This window comes from Bradyrhizobium sp. WU425, assembly GCF_021052305.1.
In the GTDB taxonomy this organism is placed as follows: domain Bacteria; phylum Pseudomonadota; class Alphaproteobacteria; order Rhizobiales; family Xanthobacteraceae; genus Bradyrhizobium; species Bradyrhizobium canariense_D.
The window spans coordinates 2,910,471-2,934,109 of record NZ_CP088089.1 but is presented as its reverse complement, the minus strand read 5'-3'; the positions used below and the strand labels follow the sequence as shown (position 1 = coordinate 2,934,109).

Genomic DNA, 23,639 nt, shown 5'->3' with positions numbered 1-23,639 from the left:
GAATTTTGCCGGCTCGAGGTGACGGCATCACGTCAATTGTGCAGGGTCCATCCGCCGCACTTCCGAGATGTGTCCATCCAAGGACCATCGAGACTGGCCCGTGCCGACAAGCTCGAGCCGTCAATGCGTTGAAAATATGAAAAAGTTAACCCCGCACCAGTGAGACCAGCCAGCGGCGCCCGAACAGCGCAAGGATGGCGAGCGCATAGACGATCGTACCTCCGACGGCCAGCAGAAGCAGCGTCAATTCGTCCCGGAAGTGCATCGAGCCCAACGAAGGACTGCTGAAGCGCGCGATGAGCCAGAAGGCGGCGGCCAGGATGAGCCCGGTCAGCAGGAATTTGGCGAGCGACAACAGCCAGGCGCGGTCCGGCACGAGAAAGCCTCGCCGCACCGCGAAGAACAGCACCAGTAGCAGGTTGGTCCAGACGCCGACGGCAGTGGCCAGCGCAAGCCCGATCTGGGCCAGCGATCCCATCAAGGCAATTTTCAAGGCGACGTTGACCGCGATGCCGGTCAGCGACGCCCGCACCGGCGTCGCCGTGTCCTTGCGCGCGTAGAAGGTCGCGACCGCGCTGCGGATCAGTACGAAGGGGATCAGGCCGATGGCATAGGCCGCGAGCGTGGCGCCGGCAGCGGCGGCATCGGCTTTCGAGAACGCACCACGGGCGAACAGCGCGCGCATGATCGCGTCGGGCACGGTGAGGAAGGCGGCCACGAACGGCACCGAGAACAGCAGCGTGAAATCGAACGCGCGGCGCTGCGCCTTCATCGCACCGTCTTGGTCGTTGGCCGTGATCCGCCGCGACATCTCCGGCAGCAGCACCGTGCCGATGGCAATGCCGATCACGCCGATCGGGAGCTGGTTGAGACGGTCGGCGTAATACAGCGCCGACAGCGCGCCCGCCGGCAGGAAAGTCGCGATGATGGTGTCGGCAAACAGCGCGAGCTGCGTGCCCATCGAGCCCAGCGTCGCCGGCCCGAGTGCTTTAAAGAATGCGCGGACGTCTTCGTCGAGCTTGAGCGGCGCAAAGCGCGGCAGGCCGCCATGGCGGGCGAGATCGCCGGCGAGCAGGAAATACTGCAAAAAACCCGAGATCAGGACACCCCAGGCGGCAGCGTGGCCCGCGCCGGGAAACCATGCGGCGAGCGCCAGCGTCATCATCATCGAGATGTTGAGTAAGATCGACGCGGCTGCGGCGCTCGCAAAGCGCTGCATCACGTTGAGCATGCCGCCATAGAGCGTCACCAGCGTGATCAGCAGTAGATAGGGAAAGGTGATCCGGGTCAGCTCGATCGCGAGCTTGCGCTGCTCGGCGTCCTCGGAAAAGCCGGGCGCCAAAATGCTCATGGCCTGCGGCATGAACACCCAGGCGACGATCAGCAGCACCACCTGCGAGGCCAGCAGCAGCGTGAAGATGCGGTCGGCGAACAATCTTGCCGCCCCCTCCCCGCGCTCACCGTGCACGTGCGCATAGGCCGGCACCCAGGCGGCGTTGAAGGCGCCCTCGGCGAAGATCGCACGGAAATGGTTGGGCAGCCGCAGCGCCACGAAAAAGGCGTCGGCCACGGGGCCGGCGCCGAGAATCGCCGCAAGCATGATGTCGCGGGCAAATCCCGTCAGCCGCGAGAGCAGCGTGTAGCCACCAACCGTGAAGATACGTCCGAGCATCGTTCCCTTCTAAAGGAAGAGCTCGCGCAGCAAAACGGGGAAATCAGGCTGAAAGCGCGCCGCGCACGGGCGCGATGATTCGCTCCTGATCGGCTTCGGTCAAATAGGCATGCATCGGCAGGCTGATGACGTCCTGCGACAGGCTCTCGCAGCCCGGCAGGCCGCCCTCGGCGACCGGGTACTGCTTGTAGGCCGTCTGCTGATGCATCGACTTGCCGTAGTAGATCGCCGTCGGCACGCCCTGGGCCTTCAGCGCGGCGGCAAAGCCGTCGCGGTCGGTACCCTCAGGGAGGCGGATCGTGTACTGCGCCCAGACCGACGTATTGCCGGGCGCCACGCGCGGCACCGTGACCACATTACCGAGACCGCGCGCGTAGCGCTCCGCGACCTTGTTGCGGGCGGCGATCTCGTCGTCGAAGATCTTCAGCTTCTCGATCAGGATCGCGGCCTGCATGGTGTCGAGCCGGCCGGTCAGGCCGAGGCGGACGTTGTCGTATTTGTCGACGCCCTGCCCGTGCACGCGGATGCTGCGCAGCGTCGCCGCGAGCTCGTCGTCATCGGTGAAGATCGCGCCGCCGTCACCGAAGCAGCCGAGCGGCTTCGCGGGAAAGAAGCTGGTCGCAGTGGCGAGCCCAAAGGTGCCGAGCTTGCGGCCCTTGTAGCTCGCGCCAAAGCCTTGGGCTGCGTCATCGAGCACGAACAGGCCTTCGGCCTTGGCGATCTCCGCGATGGCGTCGTGATCGGCCGGCTGGCCGAACAAATCGACCGGAATCACCGCGACCGGCTTGAGGCCGGCCTTGCGGGCGGTCGCGATGCCGCGCTTGAGCGATTCCGGGCTCATGTTGAAGGTGGTCTCGTCGACGTCGACATAAACCGGCGTCGCGCCGGTCCGGGCCACGGGCGAAGCCGTCGCGATGAAGGTGAAGGACGGACACAGCACGGCGTCGCCCGGCCCGACATTCTTCGCCATCATCACCATCAGGATCGCATCGGTGCCGCTGGCGCAGCCGATGACGTGCTTGGCGCCGCAATAGGCCGCAAGCTGCTTCTCGAGCTCGGCGACTTCAGGGCCGTTGACGAACTGACAATGATCGAGAACGCGCTTCACGGCTGCATCGAGCGAGTCGCCGAGCCGGCGGCGCTGCGAGGCGACGTCGATGAAGGGAATGGGTTCGGAACGCAGATGCTGGTTCATGGCGCCTTGCGGGTTTTGATCGGTCAACATGGAATGGGATCAGCCGGCGACGCGGCGCGGGCCCGTGAGGGCGGACGACTTGGCGGCGGGCCGCGACGGCGTTTCCAGGCACTGCGTCGCGATCTCGAGGCTGGCGACGCCTTCGTCACCGGTGACCGCCGGCGTCTCGCGGTTGCGCACGGCCTTGAGGAACGCGATCAGTTCGGCGCGGAGCGGCTCGTCATGGCCGACCGGAAGATGCCGCATCGAATAGCTGCCGTCAGGCTTGAAGCCGAAACATTCGGTGACCTGGCGCGTCAGGAGATCGCCCATCACGTATTTGCCGCGGGTCGCGACCGTGACGCTGCGCGCCTTGAACGGCGTCAGCCAGTTGGTGTTGATGTGCGCGAGCACGCCGTTGGCGGTGCGGAACTGCAAGAGCGCGATGTCCTCGCGCTCGGCGACCGCACTCGACAATTGCGGCTGCACCTCGACGATGTCGGATTCGGTGAACCAGCGGATCAGATCGATGTCGTGCACGGCAAGATCGATGACGACGCCGACATTGGACATGCGCGGCGGGAATGGGCCGACGCGCGTGATCGCGATCGACAGAATATCCTCGCCCGCGATCGCCTGCTTGACGGCGGCAACGGCTGGATTGAAGCGCTCGACATGGCCGACCATCAGCGTCACGCCGGCCTTTTGCGCAGCCGTGACGATCTCGCGGCCTTCCGCGACCGTGGACGCAATCGGCTTCTCGACCATCACGTGGATGTTCTTGGCGATGCAGGCGAGCGAGACCTCGTGATGCAGATGAGTCGGCGCCGCAATGGTGACGGCATCGACGCCTTCGGCCAAGAGCTGGTCGAGCGTCTCGAAGCTCGCGCAATTGGCAAGCTCCATCGCCCGCGTGCGATGTGCCGGCGAAGGATCGACGACGCCGACGAGGCTGACACCGGGAAGACCCGCGAGCACGCGCGCGTGGTTGCTGCCCATCACGCCGGCGCCAATGACGCCGACGCGCAAGCCGGCCTTTGCCGGTGCAGATCCTGTGGAACTCATGTGAGCAAACCCCGATTCAACCCAAATCCCCGGGGCGCTTCTAGCACGGACGCCACATTTGTGGCGAATGCGGAGCTAGCGGTCCGGACACGATTTGATTCAAAAAGTTACACGTTTCCCTGGCCTTAAGCCTCTGGAAGAGACCACTCTTTTGGCCCGGGTCGCGTGATTCGGAGTGTGCTGGTTACGACCTTTGATAGTCGTCTTCAATCCGGATGATGTCGTCTTCCCCGAGATAGCTTCCAGTCTGGACCTCGATCAGCTCCAGCATGATTTTACCGGGGTTCTCCATCCGGTGTACCGCGCCCATCGGGATGTAGATGGACTCGTTCTCGTGCACACTTTTGACGGTCTCGTTGACGGTGACGCGGGCTGTGCCGCGGACCACGATCCAGTGCTCGGCGCGATGATGGTGCTTCTGCAGCGACAGACGCCCGCCCGGCTTCACCACGATGCGCTTGACCTGGTGGCGCTCGCCATTGTCGACCGACTGGTAACTGCCCCAGGGCCGATGCACCTTGAGGTGCTCCTCGGTGACCTTCGGCGCGACCGCCTTGAGTTTCGTGACCAGCCGCTTCAGCCCGTTGGCATCCTTCTGACGCGAGACCAGCACCGCGTCCGCGGTCGCGACCACGATGAGATCGTCAACGCCTTCGAGTGCGACCAGCGCAGAGTCGGTGGTGACGTTGCAGTTGCGGCTATCCTCGAACACGGCACTGCCATGCGAAGCATTGCCTTGCGCGTCCTTGTCCGACAATTCCCACACTGCGTGCCAGGAGCCGACGTCGGACCAGCCGCACGACACCGGCACCACCGCGGCGCGCGCGGTCTTTTCCATCACCGCATAGTCGATCGAGATCGCCTTGGCCGCGCCGAACGCCTCGGGCTCCAGCGTCACGAAGCCGAGATCGCGACCGGCATTGGTCACGGCATTGGAGATGGTCTCCACGCTCGCCGCATCGACCTTGCGGTATTCGTCGAGCAGGACGCTGGCCGGAAACATGAAGTTGCCGCTGTTCCAGAGATAGCCGGAATTGAGGTAGTCGGCCGCCTTCACCGCATCCGGCTTCTCGACGAAGCGCGCGACCGCGTGCACCTCACCGGAGATGACCTCGCCCGGGCTGATATAGCCGTATTCGGTGGCCGGCCGCTCCGGCTTGACGCCGAACGTGACGATTCGCCCGGCGCTCGCGGCGGTGAGGCCCTGGCGGCACGCCGCGACGAACGCGGCATTGTCCTGCACCACGTGGTCGGCGGCGAGCGCGAGCACGATCGCCTCACTCGAGCGGTTCTGCGCAAACACCGCCCCGGCTGCGATCGCAGGACCGGAATCGCGCCGCATCGGCTCGAGGATCACGTCGGCCTCGATGCCGATTTCGGCGAGCTGCTCCAGCACCATGAAGCGATAGGAGGCATTGGTGATGACGATCGGGCGATCGAACAGCGAGGCCTCGGAGACGCGCAACAGCGTGTCCTGGAAGGTCGAGCGCGTGCCGAACAGCGGCAGGAACTGCTTGGGGCGCACCTCGCGCGAAGCCGGCCACAGCCGCGTTCCGGCACCGCCGCACATGATCAGGGGGATAATGCGTTTGTCCATCGTCATTTCAAACCTTGAGGTCGTTCCGATACCAGGTGACAAAGATTACGAATTCCGTGCGCGATCGGCGTTGACGGTGCAAAGCCGCTATCGCGCATCAGATCCTCGACATCCGCGAACGTTTCCAAAAGGTCTCTCGGCAGCAATTCTTTGATCGCCGTCCGACCCAGCTCCGGCTCCAGAACTCCGACGACGTGCATCAGCTCTTCCGGGTGGTGGTTGCCGACATTGTAGACCTTAGACGGCGCATTTGCGGCAGCCGGACGATCTGCGGTGATCCCTCATCCTGTTCCCAAGGACCGCTTCGCCCGATCTTTCGCCCGCGGCGCCTCTTTAGCCTTCGCATCGACGGGGCCGCAATAGCCGGCCGCCCTGCATGCGGGCTCCTGATCACCGCTATTGCAAGATCGACGCCAAAACCATACCAAAGCGGCCGAATTCGGCGCCTTGCGTCGGGTTGCTTCAAAACCCTTGTTTATGCGGGCGAAATGCGCCGAATCCTGCTGTCGACGGCCAAGATCCTGATTTCCGGAGCGCTGCTGTACCTGGCGCTGCGCAAGGTCGATCTGTCCGAACTGTTTTCGCGCTTCACCCTGACCAGCCTGTTCTGGATCGGCTTGGCGATCGCCGTCACGTTCCTGCAAATCTTCGTCGGCGTGTTGCGTTGGCGAGAGATCAGCGCCGCATGCGGCGCCCCGCTCGAGCTCGGCCGGGCCATGCGCTACAACGTGATCGGATCGTTCTTCAACCAGACCCTGCCCTCGGCGATCGGCGGCGATGCGGTCCGGCTGTGGCTCGTCGCGCGCGCCGGCGCCGGCTGGCGCGCTGCGACCTACTCGATCTTCGTCGACCGCGCGATCGGTTTGATCGCGCTCGCGATCATGATCGTCGCGAGCCTGCCCTGGAGCTACGGCCTCATCGCCGATCCGCACGGGCGCTCGGCGCTGCTGCTCGTCGACCTCGCGGCGCTCGCGGGTGGCCTAGGCTTCCTGGTCTTCGGCGCGCTGAAATGGCACTGGCTGAAAACCTGGTGGGCCACGCATCACATCCACGCCTGTGCCGTGATCGCCAACCGCGTGATCTTCAGCCGCTCGCGCGGACCGGCCGTCGTGATCCTGTCGCTCGCCGTGCATGTGCTGGCCGTCGTGGTCGCCTGGTGCGTCGTGCAGTCGATCGCCGCGCCGGTCGGATTCAGCGACGTCTTTATGCTGGTGCCACCGGTGATGCTGATCACGATGATGCCGATCTCGATCGCCGGCTGGGGCGTGCGGGAAGCCACCATGGGCCTCGCGTTCGGCTTCGCGGGCCTGGCCGCAAACGAGGGCGTCAACGTCTCGCTGCTGTTCGGCGCCGTGTACTTCATCGTCGGCGCGATCGGCGGTCTGGTCTGGATCCTCAGCGCCGAGAAAGCCGCGCAGGGATCGGCGCCGCTCGGAGTGCCGGAGTGAGCGCGGCCATCGATGCGCTCGGCGCCGTCCCCTCGCTGCTTGCCGTTGCGATTGCCGCGCTGGTGTCGGGCGTCATCACCTGGACCAGCCGCCCCCTGCTCCAGCGTTACGCATTGGCGCGGCCCAACGCGCGGTCCTCTCATCGCATCCCGACCCCGCAGGGTGCGGGCATTGCCGTGATATCAGCGACGCTGCTGGTCGCATCAGCCTGGGCAGTCTGGGCGAACGTCGCGATTCCGCCGGCGCTGATCGCTGCGACAGTCTTGATCGCCGTGGTCGGATTTGCCGACGACATCAAGTCGCTGCCGGTGCTGGTACGGCTCGTGCTGCAGGCCGCAGCCGTCGGTGCCGTCGTGTTCACCACGCCCGAGACCGCGCGCATCGTGCCGGCGCTGCCGCTCGCCCTGGAGCGCGGACTGATCCTGCTGGCGGGCGTGTGGTTCGTTAACCTCGTCAACTTCATGGACGGGCTCGACCTGATGACGGTGGCGGAAGTGGTGCCGGTCACCGCGGCGCTGCTGCTGCTGGGACTGCTCGGCGATCTGTCGTGGCCGGCCGCGCTGATCGCCGCGGCGCTGTGCGGCGCCATGCTCGGCTTTGCGCCGTTCAACAAGCCGGTCGCAAAAGTCTTCCTGGGCGATGTTGGCAGCCTGCCGATCGGCCTTTTGCTCGGCTGGTGCCTGCTCGAGCTCGCTTGGCGCGGGCAGCCCGCCGCGGCGCTGTTGCTGCCGGCCTATTACCTCGTGGATTCCACCATCACGCTGTTCCGGCGCATCGCCAGGCGCGAGCAGTTCTGGTCGGCGCATCGCTCGCATTTCTACCAGCGCGCCACCGACCACGGCTTCACGGTCTCCCGCGTGATCGGCGAGGTGTTCGCGCTCAATCTCGTGCTCGCGGGGCTTGCCATCGCCACCGCTCGCGCCGGCTCGGTGACGATCACGTTGATCGCGCTGCTGGCGGGCGCTATCGCGATCGGCGTTGTGCTGCGGCGGTTCTCCCGTCCTCAGGCGTCCTGAGCCGCCAGCGCCAGCCGCAGCCCCTCGTCGAGAGACACCGGCGGCTGCCACCCGGTCGCAATCGCCTTGGACAGGTTGAGCTCGAGCGAACCGATCAGGCTGTCCTGCGTATCCGGCCGGCCCATCACTCTCAGCAGCGTCCCGAGCAGGTCCGGCGGCATGCCGAACAGCCGCGAGTTCTTGCCGGCAGCCTTGGCCAGGCGCGCGACGAACTCGGACGTCGAGACCTGCTCCCTGTCGGCCACCAGGAAGATCTCGAAATTGCTCGCGGGATCTGGGTGAGAGAGCCGTTGCAGGATGAACGACGACAGGTTCTGCACGGCAAGGAAGGCGCGGTGATTGCGGATCGCGGCAAAGGGCAGCGGCAGCCCGAGATTCACTGCGCGCGTCAACAGCGCGAAATTGCCTTTGGCGCCCGCACCATAGACCAGCGGCGGCCTGATCACCGAGATCTTCATGGCGCTGTCGCGCGCCAGCGTCTTCAAGCCCGCTTCGGCCGCGGCCTTGGACATGCCGTAGAGACCGCGCGGCGTCAGGACATCGTCCTCGCTGAACGGCGCGCGACCGTCATTGCTGCGACCGTGCACGAGAACGGTGCTGATGAAGATGAACTGGCGCACGCCGGCCGTCGCCGCGCTGTGCGCCAGCTGCAGCGTGCCGGCAATGTTGACGTTGCGGTAGAGCTGGACCGCATGCTCTTCGTGCTTGTGATGCACCCGCGCGGCGAGATGAACGACGGCGTCGACGCCTTGAAGCGCGGCCTGCCAGTCGGTTTCGGGGCCGATCGTTTCGATCACGACCTCGTCGTCCATGCCTTCCGGCCTGCGCACCGCGGGGCGGACCGACCACCCCTCGCGCGCAAGTGCGGGCACGACATGACGGCCGACGAAACCGCTCGCACCCGTCACCAACACGACTGGCTTGTGCTCGTTCATCGTCGCTCCGCCAGTTCGGGGTTGCGCAGCAATTCGTCGATCAGCCCGGCATAGGCGTTCATCGCGGTGACGCGATCGAACTTCGCCGCCGCCTTGACCGCGCGCTCCGCCATCGCGACTGCGTCGGAGCGAGACGCCGCGCGGATCGCCTCGGCCAGCTGATCGGCACGGCCGGGCGTCACGACCCAGCCTAGCCCGTTCTCCACCACGGTCAACGCGGCCTCGGCCTCCGGTTCGGAGACCAGCACCACGGGACGGCCGACGGCCAGAAGATTGTAGAACCGGCTCGGCACCGACACCCCCGCAACGTCCTTTCGGTACGGAATGATCCACAGATTGGCCGCCGCCAGGAAGGCCTCGAGCTCGGCATCCTCAACCCGCCCCACGAAGGAGACATTGGGCAAGGTCGCTTCGGCCTGCAACTGCTTCAACCGCTCGAAGCCGATGCCCCAGCCGGAGAGCAGGAAATGGATGCCAGGCTCGGCCCTCAAAAGGCGCGCCGCCTCGAACACGATCTCCGGATCATGGGTGAAGCCGAGATTGCCCGACAGGCCGACAACGAAATCTGCCGAGAGCGCTTTGCGGAACGGATTATCCGCCGTCACCGGCCGGGGTGCGGCCACGAGCGTCGCCCAGTTCGGGATGAAGCGGATCTTGTTCCGCGTCATGCCGGAATAGCTCAGCAGCGGCCGTTCCGCATCGCGGCCGATGGTGATGACGGCATTGAGCGCGCGGAACATCAGGCCGTTGGCGGCGCGCATCGTCATGGCCACGATCGAACCGGGCTTCAGCAGGCCCGCCATCACCAGCACGTCGGGAAAGAGGTCATGCATGATCAGCGCCGAGCGCGCGCCCTTCAGCCTTGCCGCCGCCGCGACCGCGTAAGGCAGCATGAACGGTGCGGTGACGGTGAGCACGACGTCACCTCGCCTCAGCTCCCGTGTCAACGCCAGGAACGTGCGCGCCGCGAACAGCAGCTCGGAGGCGCCGCGCCGCAGCAGCGCCGCCTTGCCGGTCATGCGGTTCTTGATGGCGACGACCCGCGGCTTGCCCGGGCCGGTCTGCGAGGCCGGCAACGCGCCCGGTGAGCCCGACAGCACCACGACCTGGTGCTCCCCGGCGATGCGGCAGGCGACCTCGGCCATGATCGCCGCGGTCGTGCTGGGATCCGGCGGGTAATGCTGGCTCGCGACGACGATCTTGCCTCGAGGCTGCATGGTCAGGCCGCGGTCGACCCGAATTCCGGGACCGCGTCCTTCAGGATGGTCCTGATCGTGGCCCGGTCGTCGCGCGCGATCGCCTGCTCCAGCGCCGCGATCCATTTGCGCAGCGTCTGCATCGGCGGCTCGTTCGGCTGCGCGGCCATGATGCCGGCGACGCCGATCTCGCGGGTCGGCTCCTCGGAGGCGAACAGGATTTCGTGCAGGCGTTCGCCGGGCCGCATGCCCGTGAACACGATTTCGATGTCGTAGCCGGGTTGCAGGCCCGAGAGACGGATCATGCGCTCGGCGAGATCGACGATCTTCACCGGCTGGCCCATGTTGAGCACGTAGACGGACACGTCCGAGCGCTGCGTTCCGAGCGCATGCGTTGCCGCCGTGATGACGAGATCGCAGGCCTCGCGGATGGTCATGAAGTAGCGGACCATGTCGGGGTGCGTGACCGTCACGGGACCGCCGGCATCGATCTGGGCCTTGAACTTCGGCACCACCGAGCCGTTCGACGCGAGTACGTTACCGAACCGGACCGAGATCAGCCGCATCGACCGCCTGGCGCCGCCGTGACCCGCCGCAAGATCATGGTCGAGCGCCTGGCAATACATCTCGGCGAAGCGCTTGGTCAGGCCGAGCATCGACACCGGCTCGATCGCCTTGTCGGTCGAGATCATCACCATGGCTTCGGCGCCGGCGCTGTGCGCGGCATCGGCAACGTTGATCGAGCCGAAGATGTTGGTCTTGACGCCCTCGCTCCAGTCGCGCTCGAGGATCGGCACGTGCTTGAGCGCGGCGGCATGGAACACGATGTCCGGCTTGAACTCGGCCATCAGGCGCATGATGCGCTCACGGTCGCGGATGTCGGCGATCCGCCCTTCGATCGAAGCAGCAGTGCCGAGCGCCGCGAGCGTCTCCGTGATCGCGTAGAGCGCCGGCTCGGAATTTTCCACGATCAGAAGGCGCGCGGCGCCGAACGCGACGACACGCTCGCAGATCTCGGAACCGATCGAGCCGCCTCCACCGGTGACGATCACCGCCTTGCCCTCGATCAGGGCCTCGAGCCGCGCATAGTCGATCTTTTCGCTCGGCCGCAGCAGCAGGTCCTCGACGGCGACGGCCGTGAGCCGTGGGGTATCGCCGCTCTCGAGCGAGGGCATGCGGCTCACGATCACGCCGAGCTTGCGCGCCCGCATCAGGATCGATTCGGGATGGGCCTCCGGCTCGAATGCCGTTGGCGTCATCACGACGCGCGCGATCCCCTTGCCGCGCTTCGTGAAGTCGGCGATGACATCCTCGATGTCGTCGACGCCGCCCAGAACCGGGACGTTGCGGATGAACTGGCCGCGATCGGAACTCGACGGCGACAGCACGCCGACCGGCCAGATGCGCTTGATCGCCCCGCTCTCGATTCCGCGCAACAGCACCTCGGCATCCGCGGCGCGGCCGATCAGCAGCGTCGGCGCGGCATCTCCGGTGCGGGCGTGACGCCGAACCCGCGTATAGCGGAAATAGCGGTAGGCCATGCGCAACGCGCTGAGGAAGGAGATCTCGAGGAACCAATAGAGGACGATGGTCACCTTGCCGAGGAAGAAGGCGCCACGGACGTTTGGGGCGACGAAGATGTAGTCGAGCGCCAGGAGCGCAACCGTCAGCACGGTCGCGACGCGGATGATGTTCAGCGCGTCGGGCAGCGAGATGAAGCGCCATTTCGTCGTGGTCAAGTTGAAGACGAAGAACACGACCACGCTGAAGGCGAGAAAATAGGGCAGGATCTGAATCAACAGCGGCAGGCGGTCGAAGAAGCCGTCGCCGCCCTCGAAGCGCAGATAGAAGGCGGCGAACAGCGCCGCCGTGGTCGCCAGCAGGTCGTGGAGCGCGATCATGAAATTGCGCAAGGTGAGATGCGAAAGACGCGTCATCCGCTGACCGAAAATCCAGTTAGATGCAACCTGATCGCGCTGATAACCCATCTCGGCCGGACATGCCAGTCAAGGCTTGTCAGTCAAGGTTTGCCATCCGGCCGGCCGTTCAGGAACCTGCTTCCGCCGCTTTCGCCCCGGCCTGCTGGGCCCGGATCACCATGCCGCCGGCAACGCCGACACCGATGACGTACATCCAGCCCTCGTGGAAGTCGAACAGATGGGAGTTGAACAGCGAGGTGAAGACGTTCTGGACCACGACCAGGAGGCCGACCCAGTTTGCGAGCCCGTCGCCGCGAAACAACAGCAGATGCAGGATCCAGATGGCGTAGAGAACGGCGACCCCGATGATGCCCCATTGCACGGCCACGTTCAGCGTCTGGTTATGCGGGTTGCCGATCACCTCGGCGGACGCCTGATACTGAGCATCCCCCGGCGTCGCGGCACGTTCGAACAATCCGCGCGTCGAGCCCGTGCCGTGCCCCTTGACCGGCGCCTCCGCGAAGAAGCCGAGGGATTTTCGCCAGAATTCGAGCCGCAAGCCGGCCGAGGTCGGCGCGCCTTTTTCGACATAGCGCGTGTAGTCGCTGGCAAAGCTGTCGGCGGTCTTGCGCAATTGCGGCGAGGCCTGCCAGGCAAGAACCGCGCCCGCGAGCAGGGCGGCGGAGATGATCGCGATGCTGCGCCATCTCAGATGAAGCAACGCAAACACACCGAACAGGATCGGAATGGTGAGCAGCGCGGTGCGCGATACCACCACGAACACCATGTTGACGAAGAAGGCGAGCGCAAGCGCCGTGAGCAGCGCGGCGATCCAGTAGCGCTTCTGGCGCAGCAACTGCACGATCGGATAGGCGAGCGCGACCGCGCACAGCGTGAACTCCTGGCTCTGGTCAATGTAGTTCTTGACGAAGATGCCGCGCTCGACGCGGTCGGATTTGAGCGCGAGGTCTGGGTAGAAGGCGACGAGCCAGGACATCACCGACAACAGCGCGCAGGACATTAGGAAGGCGACAAACACCCAATGTCCGCGCGGCGAGCGCGCAAAATGATAGAACAGGATCGGCAGCACCAGCAGCTTGACGGTCGGATTGACTGCGTAGAAGCGCGCCCCCCAGGCCGCGTCCGACCACAGCGTCCCGACCAGCGCGAGCAGGACCAGCGCAATCGGCGCCACACAGATCGGACGCTTGACCGATTGCAGGAACTCACGGACGTCGAGGAACGGCACCATGCAGAGCAGCATCAGGACATTGAATATCGCCGCAAGCGACGTCGACCATGGTAGCGAGGCCGCAGTCAGGATCGCAAACAGATCGACCGTCTCGGACCAGGCCGCCGGACTGCGCAGACGCCGCCACAGCACCTGGCCGGTCGTCGCCCCGGCGAGCGTCGTCACTTGCCCTCTCCCCGCGCGCGATGAACCAGCGCCGTCGTGCTGAAGCCTTGGAGAATGTCGACCAGCACCACGGTCCCGCCCGCGGCCTCGACGACCTCATGGCCGACCACCTGCTCGCGGGTGTAATCGCCCCCTTTGATCAGCGCGCTCGGCTTGATGCGGGTGATCAGGTCGATCGGCGTATCCTCATCGAAAATAACGACGAGATCGACGGCTTCGAGCGCCGCCAGCACTTCCGCACGCGCTCGCTCGTCCTGAACGGGGCGGTCGGCGCCCTTCAGCCGCCGTACCGAGGCGTCGCTGTTCAGCCCCACGATCAGGCGGTCGCAGGCGGAGCGCGCCGCTGTCAGCACCTTGACGTGGCCGGGATGCAGGATGTCGAAGCAGCCATTGGTGAAGCCGACGCGCTGGCCTTGCTTCTTCCATTCCGCGAGCTGCGCGTCGAGCGCGCCGGGCTCGAGCACGATCTTCTCCTCGGCCGCGAGATAGGCATGCGGCAATACTTTTCGTTTCAGCTCGGCCGCACTCACGCTGGCGGTGCCCTGCTTGCCGACGGCGACGGCGGCCGCGGCACTGGCCATGCGAAGCGCTGTGTCCCAGTCCGCGCCCGTGGCGAGCGAGACCGCGAGCGCCGCGGCAACGGTGTCGCCGGCGCCGGAGACGTCGCGCACCTTGACCGGAAACGCCGGAACGTGAACGGCCTCGCCGTTGCGCGGCACCAGCGTCATGCCGTGCTCGCCTTGGGTGACCAGGATCGCTTCGCAATCGGCGAGCCGCATTACGTCCTCGCTGGCATCGACGATGCTCTGCGGCGTGTCGGCGCGGCTTCGGGTCGCTTCCGAAAATTCCTTGCGATTGGGCGTGAGCAGCGTCGCGCCGCGATAGATCGCCCAGTTCAGGCTTTTGGGATCGACGATCACGGGCTTGCCGAGTTTTCGCGCGGCGTCGATGGTGTGGCGGATGACGCGGGCGGTGAGCACGCCCTTGGCGTAGTCGGACAGCAGCACGATGTCGGCGCGCGCGATCTGCGGCAGGATTGCTTCGATCAGCTTGGTCTCGATCGTATCGGAAGCAGGCTGTGCCTGCTCCCAATCCGCACGCAGCATATGCGTGGAAAAATGCTCGGAGACGAAACGCACTTTTCGCGTGGTCGGACGCGAGGGATCGCACACCAGCACGCTTTCGATTGCGCCCTGCTCCGCAAGCGTCGAGGCGAGCTGCCTGCCCGCCTCGTCCTCGCCGACGAGGCCGACGAAGATGCAGCGCGCGCCGAGCGCGGCGACGTTGCGCGCCACATTGCCGGCGCCGCCAATATGGATCTCGCTGCGCTGGGCCGCGATGACAGGCGCCGGCGCCTCCGGCGATATCCGCGACACCTCGCCATAGACGAACTCGTCCAGCATGATGTCGCCGATGCACAGCACCGTGCAGCCTGAGATGGCTTGCGCGAGGGCATCGAAATCGAGAATGGGCGTCGGCATGGTGCTGGACCTCAGCGGAAGCGGTCGGGCCGGTCGAGATAATCCCCGACATAGGCCTTCACCGCGTCCTCGAGCGTCGTGAAACAGCCATTGTAGCCGGCGCGGTGGAGGCGATCGACCTCGCTCTGGGTGAAGTACTGGTAGCTACCGCGGATCTGCTCGGGCATGTCGATGTATTCGATGTTGGGGCTGGCGCCGAGCGCAGCATAAGCCGCCAGCATCAGGTCCCTGAAGCTGCGTGCCTTGCCGGTGCCGACATTGAACAGCCCGGACACCGAGGGCGTTGCCAGCAGCCACATGATCACGCGCACGACGTCGTCGACATAGATGAAATCGCGGCGCTGATCGCCGTCGGCGATGCCCTCGCGATGCGACTTGAACAATTGCACGACGCGGCCCGCTTTGACGTCGTCGAAGCGGCGCGCCAGAACGCTCATCATCGAGCCCTTGTGGTATTCGTTGGGGCCGAACACGTTGAAGAATTTCAGTCCGGCCCATTGCGGCGGCAGCTTCTCGCCGTTCGCAGCGCGCTCGGCGACGGCGAGATCGAACAGGTGCTTGCTCCACCCGTAGAGATTCATCGGCCGCAGTTTCTTCAACGCAGCGACCGAGGCATCGTCGTCAAATCCTGCGTCGCCGTCGCCATAGGTCGCCGCCGAGGAGGCGTAGATCAACGGCACCGCATTCGCCGTGCACCAGTCCAGGAGGCGCATCGACAGGCGGAAATTGGTCTCGAACACCAGGTCCCCGTCGGTCGCGGTGGTCGCGGAAATCGCCCCGAGATGGATCACGGCATCGGGCTTGCGGCCTTGCAGCCAGTCCGGCAGCTCAGCTGGCGGCACGATATCCAAAAGCTGCCGCTTGGCGAGGTTGCGCCATTTGCCCTCGTTGCCAAGGAAATCGCAGACGACCACGTCGCTGCGGCCGGCCTCGTTCAGCGCGGCGACGACATTCGATCCGATAAAACCGGCCCCGCCGGTCACCAGCAACATTCCAACTTCCCTGCCAGATTCCGCCTGCCCGAAGTTTTGCGGCCCGGTTCTGCCCTAGCGCATGATCCGCCAAAGTGTAAGCGGTTTTGGGATTGCCACTCAGCCGGCTTTACCTGCCGGCCCGGAGCGGCTAACCGAACCGCCACATCAGCGCACCCCGGCCCTTTTAACGAATGAACCAAGATTCGCAATTTAGTGGGGACGCAGATCAGGGCGACACGCGCCCGATCCTGATCGTCCCCTACATGTGGATCGGCGATTTCGTCCGGAATCACACCGTCGTGCGGGTCCTCAATGAGCGCTGGCCGAACCGGCCGGTCGATCTGCTCACGACCTCCCTATGTGCGCCCTTGGTCGATTACATGCCGGGCGTGCGCGAAGCGATCGTCTGGGACCTGCCGCGCGGCCGGCTCGGCGTGGGCCGTCAGCTCGGCCTGGCGAAGCTCCTGCGCGATCGAAACTACGGCACCGCCCTGGTGCTGCCCCGGACCTGGAAGGCCGCCATTGCGCCCGCTTTGGCCGGCATTCCGGAAAGGGTCGGCTTCGTCGGCGAGTTCCGATTCGGCCTGCTCAATCGCTGGCGCTGGGGCGAAAAGAAGTTGCCCCGCTTCATCGACAAGAACGCCGCCCTCGCCCAGCCCGATGGCGCCCCGCTGCCTCCGGAATGGCCGGTGCCGCAGTTGCGGGTTCAGGCCGAGGACATCGTCCGCTGGCGGCAGGCCAACGGCCTCAGCGCCGGCGCCGCGGTGGCCCTGGCTCCCGGCTCGGTCGGCGTCTCAAAACGCTGGACCTACTATCCCGAGGCCGCCCGCTTGCTGGCCGAGCGCGGCCTTGAGGTCTGGGTTGTCGGCGGCCCCGGGGAAAAGGGCCTGGCCCAGGAGATCGTCGCGGCCGGCGGCCCGGGGGTCCGGGACCTCACCGGCAATGATCTGCGCAACGGCGTGCTGGCCATGGCTGCAGCCGGCGTCGCGATCTCCAACGATTCCGGCCTGATGCACATCGCAGCCGCCCTGGGCACGCCGACCATGGGCATCTTCGGGCCGACCAGCCCCTATCTCTGGGCCCCCCTCAACGGCCTCGCCGCGACCGTGGTGCAGGACAAGAGCGTGCTCTCCTGCCAACCCTGCCAGAGCACGATCTGCAAGATGAACGACCACCGCTGCATGCGAGATATCGCGGCAAGCGAGGTGGTGGAGATTGCGCAGCGGGTGCTGAGTGAGGTGGGGTTGCGGGCTTCGACCTGAGGGCCCTCGAGGCTACGCCGACGATGACATCATACCGGTGTTTTGCCCGACGAGTCAAATCGACTTCGTAAAATCCGCAGCTTCGGGATGCCGGCCAAGCCATTGATTTCGTTGGCCTCGACTACTGTGCATGGGGTTGTTTTCGCGATTTTTTGTTTGCTGCCCTGAAGGCGATGTCAAAGCAGCGGCCGATAGACGTCCCCGATCCGTGACGCCTCCGCATCGAGACTGAATTGCGCGAGCACCCGTGCCCGCCCGCGCTCGCCCATAGCGATCGCGGCGGCCACGTCACGCATCAGCGGTTCGACCGCTGCAGCCAGCGCGTCCGCATCACCGGTCGGGATCAGCACGCCGGTCACGCCATCCTCGACCACGAGTTCGGCCGCCCCGGCGCGCGCGGCGACCAGCGCGCTGCCGGCGGCCATCGCCTCGATCAACGTCAGGCCAAAACCTTCGTTGCGCGAGGTGAAGGCGTAGATGGTCAGCCGCTGATACCAGCGCTGCACGTCTTCGATCGGCAACTCGCCAGTGATGACGATGCGCGATTGCAGACCGGCGGCCTCGATCCGCTTCTTCAGGTCGTTTGCAAAAACGGCTTGCTCGGGTGTGACCTGGCCGACGATGATTGCGGTGAAATCCGGATAGCGCGGCAGCAAGCGGCACATCGCATCGACGAACACATCGGTGCCCTTCTGCGCGCGTACCCGGCCGAAGCAGCCGATCGCATAGCGGCCCGGCAACGCGGTTTCCGCGAAGGCAGCAGTGCGGTCGAGCGGCGGCGCATAGATTGCGGTGTCGACGCCATGCGGAATCACCGTCGCCTTCACCTTCAGGAACGAGGCCGAAAGATCTGATGTCGCGATGATCGCGTCCATGCGCCGGATCAGCCAGCGCGTGATCCAGCTATGATGGCGCTGTGCCGCCGAGGTGAAGACGAGCTTGAGCGGCCAACCGAGCGCGCGCAACAGCACACCCGCGATCATCTCGTTGTTGCGGCGCGCGTGCCAGATCAGCGGCGCCTTGCGGCGCCACAATCTCAGGAGATCGGCACCGCCCAGGCGTGCGATCCCCTCCGGCGCGTCGGAGCCGAACCACGCGGCGCGAAACAGCTTTGCCAGCCGCGGCGCCACCATCCGGTTGGTCGCGGTGACCCCGGAATAGCGCCTGTGCAGATTTGGCACGATCACTTCGAGATCGCCTGGGGAATTCGCCACGCCACGCTCCGTTTCGAAAGTCCCTATACGCAACATTAAGCATAGTGACCAGTTCAGCCGCGCCGATACCCACTCTTCACCACGTAAACGTTAGCTTGGAGCGTTGATCGAAGACGGGTGAGATCATGACTGTGCTTGTCACCGGCGGTGCCGGCTATATCGGAAGCCACACGGTTCTGGCGCTGGCGGAAGCCGGCGAGGACGTCGTCGTGATCGACGATCTCTCCACCGGTTTCTCGGCCTATCTGCCCGAAGGCGTGCCGCTGTTCATTGGCGATGCCGGCGACGAGAACCTGCTCGAAGGCGTGATCGCCCAGCACAACATCGAGAGCATCATCCATTTCGCGGGCTCGGTGGTCGTGCCGGATTCGATGCGCGATCCGCTCGGCTATTACCGCAACAATTTCACGACCGCGCGCAACCTGCTCAACGTCGCGGTCAAGCGCGGCATCGACCGCTTCATCTTCTCCTCGACCGCGGCGGTCTACGGCGATCCGGACCAGGTGCCGGTGCCCGAGCATGCGCCGACACGGCCGCTGTCGCCCTACGGTTCGTCGAAGCTGATGACCGAGATCATGCTGCACGACGTCGCCGCCGCCTACGGCATGCAGTACGTCACCCTGCGCTATTTCAACGTCGCCGGCGCCGATCCGCAGGCGCGCATTGGATTGGCCACCGTCGGCGCCACGCACCTGCTCAAGATCGCGGTGGAAGCCGCGACCGGCCAGCGCGCCAAGATCGACGTGTTCGGCACCGACTATCCGACCCAGGATGGCAGCTGCATCCGCGACTTCATCCATGTCACTGACCTGTCGCAGGCGCATCGCTCGGCGCTCGCTTATTTGCGCAACGGCGGCGCCTCGACGACGCTCAATTGCGGCTATGGCCGCGGCTACTCGGTGCTGGAGACCATCGACGCGGTGCGCCGTGTGTCGGGCCGCAGCTTCGCCGTGCAATACGCCCCGCGCCGGCCCGGCGACATCATGACCATGGTCGCCGACACCAGCCGGATCCGGGGCCTGCTCGACTGGAAGCCGCAATACGACGACCTCGAGACCATCGCCGCGCATGCGCTGGCGTGGGAGGACAAGCTGTTCCGCGAGCGCCACGGCGAGCTCCGCCAGGCCGCCTCGGCCTAGATTCCATCCGGGGGCAAGCCCTTAATTGGGCTTGAAAAGCGCTGGCTTAGCGGGCACAGAGGCCGCTCGATCCCTGACGCGCGGGCAGGCTTATTCCTGTGCCGTCAATGGACTGCGGATGGCTCAGTTTCCAAAGAAAATCACCGACGATCCCTATGCGGCAGCGGTGCTGATTCGCCGCCTGGTCACGGAACAGGGCATCATCTACTGGCGGCGCTACCTCGTCGCCTTCGCGCTGATGGCGCTTGCCGCCGGATCGACCGCGGGCGCGACCTACGTGCTCGGCCAGGTCATCAACCAGGCCTATGTCGACAAGAACATCCCGGGCATCGCGATGTTCTCGGGCATCACCGTGATCCTGCTCTTCATCAAGGGCGTGGCGACCTACGGCCACATGGTGATCCTGACCAAGATCTCCAACGCCATCCTCGCCACCAACCAGCGCCAGCTGTTCGCCAAGTTGATGCGCGAGAGCGTCGGATTCTTCTCCGAGCGGCATTCGTCGGAATTCCTGGCGCGGCTGACGGCCGGCGCGAAGTCCATCACCGATGTCCTCAGCATGCTGGTCAACGCCGTCGGGCGCGACCTCATGATGCTGCTCGCCATGATCGGCGTGATGGTGTGGCAGGATCCGGTGATGTCGTTCATCGGCCTCGTCGCCGTGCCACCGGCGATGCTGGTGCTGCGCAAGCTGGTCAAGCGCATCAAGGGGCTCGCCTACAACCAGTTCACCGGCACCGCCGACATCCTGGAGACGATGCAGGAATCGCTGCAGGGCATCCGCACGGTGAAAGCATTCACGCTCGAAGACACCATGCAGACCCGCATCGACGAGAACATCGCGATCGTCGAGCGCAACGCCAACAAGATGGCTCGCGTCGCCAACCGCTCCAATCCGCTGATGGAGATGCTCGGCGGCTTCGCGGTCGCCGGCTGTTTGCTTTACGGCGGCTATAGCGTAGTCGCCCTCAACGCCACGCCCGGCGCGTTCTTTTCCTTCATGACCGCGTTCCTGATGGCGACCGAGCCGGCCAAGCGGCTGGCGCGGCTCAACATCGACCTCAACAGCCAGCTCGTTGGCGCCCGCATGCTGCTGGAAGTCGTCGACAGCCCCGCGAGCGAGCATTCCGACGACGACAAGCCGGCGCTGAAACTGTCGACTGCGCGCATCGAGCTGCGCGACGTCAGCTTTTCCTATCGCAACGGTGAGACCGTCCTCAATCGCATGAGCTTTGTTGCCGAGCCCGGCAAGGTCACTGCGCTGGTCGGCCCCTCCGGCGGCGGCAAATCGACCGTGCTGGGGTTGCTGCTGCGCTTCTACGAGGTGACGCAAGGCGACATCGTGATCGACGGCCAGTCGATCGGCGCGGTCTCGCGAAAATCGCTGCGGGCCCAGACCGCCTATGTCGGTCAGGACGTCTATCTGTTCCGCGACACCATCCGCAGCAACATCGCGTTCGGCCGCGCGGGCGCGACCGAAGACCAGATCATCGACGCCGCCAAGGCGGCCTGCGCGCATGATTTCATCATGGGCTTCCCGCTCGGCTACGACACGCCCGTCGGCGAGCACGGCACGCAGCTGTCCGGCGGCCAACGCCAGCGCATCGCGGTTGCGCGCGCGCTGATCAAGAACGCGCCGATCATCCTGCTTGACGAAGCCACCGCCGCGCTCGATTCCGAGTCCGAGCGGCAGGTGCAGGAGGCGATCGAGCATCTCTGCCAGAACCGCACCACCATCGTGATCGCGCACCGCCTGCACACCATCATGCACGCCGATGCGATCCTGGTGGTCGAGGGCGGCGAGATCGTCGAGCAGGGCCGGCATGACGAGCTGCTCCGCCGCGGCGGCCGCTACGCGTCGTTCTTCCGCCTGCAACATCACGACGCCGGTGCTCTGGCGCCGATCAGCGCAACCGCATAGAGTTCCCTTCACCTCAAGAGCAGCGAGATCGCACCATGAACGCCGCCTCCTACGTCATCCCGCTTCCGACCCAGGCTTCGCTTCCCGTCGTCGGGGAAAGCGGCCGTTATCCCGTGCGCCGCATCTGGTGCGTCGGCCGCAACTATCTCGAGCACATCCGCGAGATGGGCAATGACGAGCGCGCCCCGCCGTTCTTCTTCGCCAAGCACGCCGACATGCTGGTGCCCGACGGCGCCACCATTCCCTATCCGCCGCTGACCAAAGATCTCCATCACGAGGTCGAGTTGATCGTCGCGATGAAGAGCGGCGGCCTCAACATTCCCGCCGACAAGGCGCTCGACCATGTCTACGGCTATGCCGTCGGCATCGACCTGACCCGCCGCGACCTGCAGATCGCCTCGCGCAAGAAGGAGCGTCCGTGGGAGGTCGGCAAGTCGTTCGACTATTCGGCGCCCTGCTCCGCGGTGCAGCCGGCATCGAAGATCGGCCACCCCGCCAAGGGCAAGATCTGGCTCACGGTCAACGGCAAGGAAGCGCAGAAGGGCGACCTCACCGAGCTGATCTGGAACGTGCCCGAGATCATCTGGCAGCTCTCGCAGCAGGTGAAGCTCGCCGCCGGCGACATCATCATGACGGGCACGCCGGCCGGCGTGTCGCAGCTCCAGCCCGGCGACAAGCTCGAATGCGGCGTCGACGGCGTCGGTACGCTCAAGGTGAGCATCGGTCAGCCGGAATAAGGCTGAGCTCGAGATCACGGGACAGCAAAGCCCCGGACCTGGCGTCCGGGGCTTTTTTGCGGATTCAAGTTCGTCGCTCGTACGCCCCCGCCGCGTTGATGTCCTTTCCCGTGTAATCGGTCATCATCGCGGTCGCCACCAGCGTCACGACCGCGCAAATCGCGGTGTAGATCGCGATCGCGGTCGCCGAGTGGAACGTGCCGTACAGCCAGGTAGCGATCAGCGGCGCGGGGCCGCCGGCGATCACGGATGCGAGCTGATAGCCTAGCGAGGAGCCGCTGTAGCGCAGGCGTCCGGTGAAGCTCTCGGCGATCAAGGCGGCTTGCGGTCCATACTGCATGTCGTGCGGAATCAGCGACAGGATGATTGCGAGGAAGATGATGGTCAGCGACCCCGTATTGAGCATGGCGAAATAGACGAAGCCGAAGATACCCGTCACGGCAGCGCCGAGCATATACATGTTCTTGCGGCCGATCTGATCGGAGATATGTCCGCACAGCGGGATCGACACGAACGACAGCACGGAGGCCGAGAGCACCGCCGTCAGCAGGAAGTCGCGCGATACGTGCAGGGTGCCGATGCCATAGGAGAACACGAAGGCCGTGAAGATGTAGAACGGCGCCTGCTCCGACATGCGCGCAAAGGCAGACAGTAGAATCTCCTTCGGGTATTCCCGGATCACCGTGAGCATCGGCGTGCGATCGACCTGGCGTTCGGCCACGAGCCTGGAGAACACCGGGGTTTCGAGAATGCCGAGCCTGATATAGAGGCCCACGCCGACCAGGATGATGCTGAGCGCGAAGGGAATACGCCAGCCCCATGCCAGGAACTGATCACCCGCCATCTGGCTGAACACCAGCACGGCAAGATTGGCGAGGAAAAGCCCGCAGGGCACACCGAACTGCGGCCATGATGCGATCAATCCACGGGATCGATCCTTGCGCGCCCATTCCATCGACATCAGTACCGAGCCGCCCCACTCACCACCGACTCCGACGCCCTGAATGAACCGCAGCACGGTCAGGATCACGGCGCCCCAGATACCGATGCTGGCATAGGTCGGCACCACGGCCACCGCAGCGGTCGCCAGTCCCATCAAGAGCAAGGTCGCGATCAGCGTGGATTTACGTCCGATGCGGTCGCCATAATGGCCAAAGATTGCCGCGCCGACGGGCCGCGCCGCGAATCCGACCGCGTAGATCGCAAACGCCTCCAGCGTGCCGACCCAAGGATCGGAGTGAGGAAAGAAGAGCTTTGCGAAAACCAGACCCGTGACGGTGCTGTAAAGAAAGAAGTCATACCACTCGATCGCAGTCCCGATTGTGGAGGCGATCACGGCGCGGCGAAGCTGGCGCTGATGCTCGGGGGCGGTAAGTCGGGTGGCGTCGAGATCAAGGGTTGCCATGGGAGCGCATCCTCAGATAGGCCCCCGCTTGCGTGGTTTCACCTGTTATTGTTGCTGAAAAAACGAC

The 23,639-nt window shown here is 65.3% G+C and carries 18 protein-coding genes and 1 pseudogene; 6 read left to right on the top strand and 13 right to left on the bottom strand.

Annotation, left to right across the window (positions count from 1 at the left end; genetic code table 11):
- Positions 1-145 precede the first annotated feature (145 nt).
- The 5 genes and pseudogenes from murJ to BcanWU425_RS13880 all read right to left on the bottom strand — a co-directional run.
- Positions 146-1,672, bottom strand: coding sequence for a murein biosynthesis integral membrane protein MurJ (gene murJ / locus BcanWU425_RS13900; protein WP_204511775.1), 1,527 nt, complete (start codon positions 1,670-1,672; stop codon positions 146-148).
- 43 nt (positions 1,673-1,715) lie between these two features.
- Complete coding sequence (locus tag BcanWU425_RS13895; RefSeq protein ID WP_204513969.1) at positions 1,716-2,867, bottom strand: DegT/DnrJ/EryC1/StrS family aminotransferase; 1,152 nt, start codon at positions 2,865-2,867, stop codon at positions 1,716-1,718.
- 39 nt (positions 2,868-2,906) lie between these two features.
- Positions 2,907-3,911: a Gfo/Idh/MocA family protein gene (locus BcanWU425_RS13890; protein ID WP_204511776.1), complete on the bottom strand. Its 1,005-nt coding sequence runs from the start codon at positions 3,909-3,911 to the stop codon at positions 2,907-2,909.
- 184 nt (positions 3,912-4,095) lie between these two features.
- On the bottom strand, positions 4,096-5,508 hold the full coding sequence (locus tag BcanWU425_RS13885) for a mannose-1-phosphate guanylyltransferase/mannose-6-phosphate isomerase (RefSeq protein WP_204511777.1): 1,413 nt from the start codon (positions 5,506-5,508) through the stop codon (positions 4,096-4,098).
- A 7-nt stretch (positions 5,509-5,515) separates the two neighbouring features.
- Positions 5,516-5,786: pseudogene (locus tag BcanWU425_RS13880) on the bottom strand (UDP-glucuronate 5-epimerase); the annotation flags it as partial.
- Positions 5,787-5,996: 210 nt separating this feature from the next.
- Here BcanWU425_RS13880 and BcanWU425_RS13875 point away from each other — a divergent pair.
- Both BcanWU425_RS13875 and BcanWU425_RS13870 read left to right on the top strand, forming a co-directional pair.
- Positions 5,997-6,956 (top strand): lysylphosphatidylglycerol synthase transmembrane domain-containing protein, encoded by a 960-nt coding sequence (locus tag BcanWU425_RS13875; protein WP_204511778.1) that lies wholly within the window; start codon positions 5,997-5,999, stop codon positions 6,954-6,956.
- Positions 6,953-7,972, top strand: a complete 1,020-nt coding sequence (locus BcanWU425_RS13870) for an MraY family glycosyltransferase (protein ID WP_204511779.1) — start codon at positions 6,953-6,955, stop codon at positions 7,970-7,972. The genes BcanWU425_RS13875 and BcanWU425_RS13870 overlap by 4 nt, the downstream gene beginning before the upstream one ends.
- Here the strand turns inward: BcanWU425_RS13870 and BcanWU425_RS13865 are convergent.
- From BcanWU425_RS13865 to rfaD, 6 genes are all read right to left on the bottom strand, one after another.
- Positions 7,960-8,907 carry an NAD-dependent epimerase/dehydratase family protein gene (locus BcanWU425_RS13865; protein ID WP_204511780.1) on the bottom strand — a complete coding sequence of 316 codons (948 nt, stop codon included), beginning with the start codon at positions 8,905-8,907 and terminating at the stop codon, positions 7,960-7,962. The genes BcanWU425_RS13870 and BcanWU425_RS13865 overlap by 13 nt on opposite strands.
- Positions 8,904-10,124, bottom strand: a complete 1,221-nt coding sequence (locus tag BcanWU425_RS13860) for a glycosyltransferase family 4 protein (protein ID WP_204511781.1) — start codon at positions 10,122-10,124, stop codon at positions 8,904-8,906. The genes BcanWU425_RS13865 and BcanWU425_RS13860 overlap by 4 nt, the downstream gene beginning before the upstream one ends.
- A 2-nt stretch (positions 10,125-10,126) precedes the next feature.
- Positions 10,127-12,040 carry an SDR family NAD(P)-dependent oxidoreductase gene (locus BcanWU425_RS13855; RefSeq protein ID WP_204511782.1) on the bottom strand — a complete coding sequence of 638 codons (1,914 nt, stop codon included), beginning with the start codon at positions 12,038-12,040 and terminating at the stop codon, positions 10,127-10,129.
- A gap of 109 nt (positions 12,041-12,149) precedes the next feature.
- Positions 12,150-13,439: an O-antigen ligase family protein gene (locus BcanWU425_RS13850; protein ID WP_204511783.1), complete on the bottom strand. Its 1,290-nt coding sequence runs from the start codon at positions 13,437-13,439 to the stop codon at positions 12,150-12,152.
- Positions 13,436-14,920: a D-glycero-beta-D-manno-heptose-7-phosphate kinase gene (gene rfaE1 / locus BcanWU425_RS13845; protein ID WP_204511784.1), complete on the bottom strand. Its 1,485-nt coding sequence runs from the start codon at positions 14,918-14,920 to the stop codon at positions 13,436-13,438. The genes BcanWU425_RS13850 and rfaE1 overlap by 4 nt, the downstream gene beginning before the upstream one ends.
- A gap of 11 nt (positions 14,921-14,931) precedes the next feature.
- Complete coding sequence (gene rfaD, locus BcanWU425_RS13840) at positions 14,932-15,912, bottom strand: ADP-glyceromanno-heptose 6-epimerase (RefSeq protein WP_204511785.1); 981 nt, start codon at positions 15,910-15,912, stop codon at positions 14,932-14,934.
- Between the two features lie 173 nt (positions 15,913-16,085).
- Here rfaD and waaF point away from each other — a divergent pair, with 173 nt between their 5' ends.
- The gene (waaF, locus tag BcanWU425_RS13835) at positions 16,086-17,156 is read left to right on the top strand and encodes a lipopolysaccharide heptosyltransferase II (protein WP_204511786.1); all 1,071 of its coding nucleotides are present in this window, start codon (positions 16,086-16,088) and stop codon (positions 17,154-17,156) included.
- Between the two features lie 176 nt (positions 17,157-17,332).
- Here the strand turns inward: waaF and BcanWU425_RS13830 are convergent, their stop codons facing one another.
- Entirely contained in the window at positions 17,333-18,370 is a 1,038-nt protein-coding gene (locus BcanWU425_RS13830; RefSeq protein ID WP_204511787.1) for a glycosyltransferase family 4 protein, read from the bottom strand.
- A 125-nt stretch (positions 18,371-18,495) separates the two neighbouring features.
- Between BcanWU425_RS13830 and galE the strand changes: the two genes are divergently transcribed.
- The 3 genes from galE to BcanWU425_RS13815 all read left to right on the top strand — a co-directional run bounded on the left by galE (position 18,496) and on the right by BcanWU425_RS13815 (position 22,167).
- The gene (gene galE, locus BcanWU425_RS13825) at positions 18,496-19,509 is read left to right on the top strand and encodes a UDP-glucose 4-epimerase GalE (protein WP_204511788.1); all 1,014 of its coding nucleotides are present in this window, start codon (positions 18,496-18,498) and stop codon (positions 19,507-19,509) included.
- Between the two features lie 118 nt (positions 19,510-19,627).
- Positions 19,628-21,430, top strand: a complete 1,803-nt coding sequence (locus tag BcanWU425_RS13820) for an ABC transporter ATP-binding protein (RefSeq protein WP_204511789.1) — start codon at positions 19,628-19,630, stop codon at positions 21,428-21,430.
- Positions 21,431-21,465: 35 nt separating this feature from the next.
- On the top strand, positions 21,466-22,167 hold the full coding sequence (locus BcanWU425_RS13815; protein ID WP_085383345.1) for a fumarylacetoacetate hydrolase family protein: 702 nt from the start codon (positions 21,466-21,468) through the stop codon (positions 22,165-22,167).
- Between the two features lie 64 nt (positions 22,168-22,231).
- Here BcanWU425_RS13815 and BcanWU425_RS13810 read toward each other — a convergent pair whose 3' ends face one another.
- Positions 22,232-23,572 carry an MFS transporter gene (locus BcanWU425_RS13810; protein ID WP_204511790.1) on the bottom strand — a complete coding sequence of 447 codons (1,341 nt, stop codon included), beginning with the start codon at positions 23,570-23,572 and terminating at the stop codon, positions 22,232-22,234.
- Positions 23,573-23,639 lie beyond the last annotated feature (67 nt).

Coding starts and splice junctions, on each gene's coding strand:
- BcanWU425_RS13895 (WP_204513969.1), bottom strand. CDS start 2,867: ATGAACCAGCATCTGCGTTCCGAACCCATTCCCTTCATCGACGTCGCC.
- BcanWU425_RS13875 (WP_204511778.1), top strand. CDS start 5,997: ATGCGCCGAATCCTGCTGTCGACGGCCAAGATCCTGATTTCCGGAGCG.
- BcanWU425_RS13815 (WP_085383345.1), top strand. CDS start 21,466: ATGAACGCCGCCTCCTACGTCATCCCGCTTCCGACCCAGGCTTCGCTT.
- BcanWU425_RS13885 (WP_204511777.1), bottom strand. CDS start 5,508: ATGGACAAACGCATTATCCCCCTGATCATGTGCGGCGGTGCCGGAACG.
- BcanWU425_RS13865 (WP_204511780.1), bottom strand. CDS start 8,907: ATGAACGAGCACAAGCCAGTCGTGTTGGTGACGGGTGCGAGCGGTTTC.
- waaF (WP_204511786.1), top strand. CDS start 16,086: ATGAACCAAGATTCGCAATTTAGTGGGGACGCAGATCAGGGCGACACG.
- rfaE1 (WP_204511784.1), bottom strand. CDS start 14,920: ATGCCGACGCCCATTCTCGATTTCGATGCCCTCGCGCAAGCCATCTCA.
- murJ (WP_204511775.1), bottom strand. CDS start 1,672: ATGCTCGGACGTATCTTCACGGTTGGTGGCTACACGCTGCTCTCGCGG.
- BcanWU425_RS13810 (WP_204511790.1), bottom strand. CDS start 23,572: ATGGCAACCCTTGATCTCGACGCCACCCGACTTACCGCCCCCGAGCAT.
- BcanWU425_RS13860 (WP_204511781.1), bottom strand. CDS start 10,124: ATGCAGCCTCGAGGCAAGATCGTCGTCGCGAGCCAGCATTACCCGCCG.
- rfaD (WP_204511785.1), bottom strand. CDS start 15,912: ATGTTGCTGGTGACCGGCGGGGCCGGTTTTATCGGATCGAATGTCGTC.
- BcanWU425_RS13820 (WP_204511789.1), top strand. CDS start 19,628: ATGGCTCAGTTTCCAAAGAAAATCACCGACGATCCCTATGCGGCAGCG.
- galE (WP_204511788.1), top strand. CDS start 18,496: ATGACTGTGCTTGTCACCGGCGGTGCCGGCTATATCGGAAGCCACACG.
- BcanWU425_RS13855 (WP_204511782.1), bottom strand. CDS start 12,040: ATGACGCGTCTTTCGCATCTCACCTTGCGCAATTTCATGATCGCGCTC.
- BcanWU425_RS13890 (WP_204511776.1), bottom strand. CDS start 3,911: ATGAGTTCCACAGGATCTGCACCGGCAAAGGCCGGCTTGCGCGTCGGC.